General features: G+C 67.5%; 1 protein-coding gene. It reads left to right on the forward strand.

Annotated features, from left to right (window positions below; all coding sequences use genetic code 11):
- Positions 1 to 82 precede the first annotated feature (82 nt).
- The gene (locus NBW84_RS20760; RefSeq protein WP_250286581.1) at positions 83 to 676 is read left to right on the forward strand and encodes a Uma2 family endonuclease; all 594 of its coding nucleotides are present in this window, start codon (positions 83 to 85) and stop codon (positions 674 to 676) included.
- The last annotated feature ends 122 nt before the right edge of the window (positions 677 to 798 follow it).

The raw sequence follows: 798 nt of genomic DNA on the forward strand, positions 1-798 counted from the left end.
GGGTTATCCACAGATCGTTGTACGGTCTGGTGCGGAGGGTGTGTGGCGATCAGTCTGGCGTTGTGACTGAGAGGAGCTCATCATGGTGGTCATGGCGGTCGCCTACGAGGATCTTCCGATCCGGGACGACGGGTTCACCGTCGACGATCTGGAGGAGATGCCCGACGACGGTCGGCGCTACGAGCTGGTGGACGGAGTGCTCCTGGTGAGCCCGGCGCCCCGCTGGGAACATCAGCGCGCCTGCCTGAACCTCGCGATCATCCTTGAGGCAGCCAACCGCGAGGCGGTCAACCGCGAAGACCCGGCGGACCTGGTCGTGTTCGGGCCGACGCCGGATGTGCGCAAGGGGCGGCACACCAGCGTCCAGCCGGACGTGTGCGTGGTCCGCCATGACGACCTCGTGCGCGGCGAACGCTACCTGGCTGTCCCGGTGCTGGTCGTCGAGGTTCTCTCCCCCAGCAGCCTGGGCATCGACCGGCTGCTCAAACGCGACGTCTACGCCCGTCTCGGCGTCCCCCACTACTGGATCGTCGACGCCGACAGCCCCTCGATCACCACCCTCGCGCTCACCGGGGCCGAGTACTTCGAGGTCGGCGCAGTCCACGGTGACGAGGTCCTGACGGTCACCGCGCCGTTCCCGCTGACCATCTCCCCTTCCCAGCTTCTCCGTACCTGAAGCACATCCGTGGTGATGCCCGGGCGCGTGTTTCGGCCTGTGCCATCGGATCGCGCTCTCCCCGGGTCCGTGCACGGACCCGGGGAGAGCGCGCGTGACGTGGCTGGCGGGTCCTTACCCTT

The sequence above is a fragment of the Protofrankia sp. CiP1_Cm_nod2 genome (assembly GCF_920664355.1).
In the GTDB taxonomy this organism is placed as follows: Bacteria; Actinomycetota; Actinomycetes; order Frankiales; family Frankiaceae; genus Protofrankia.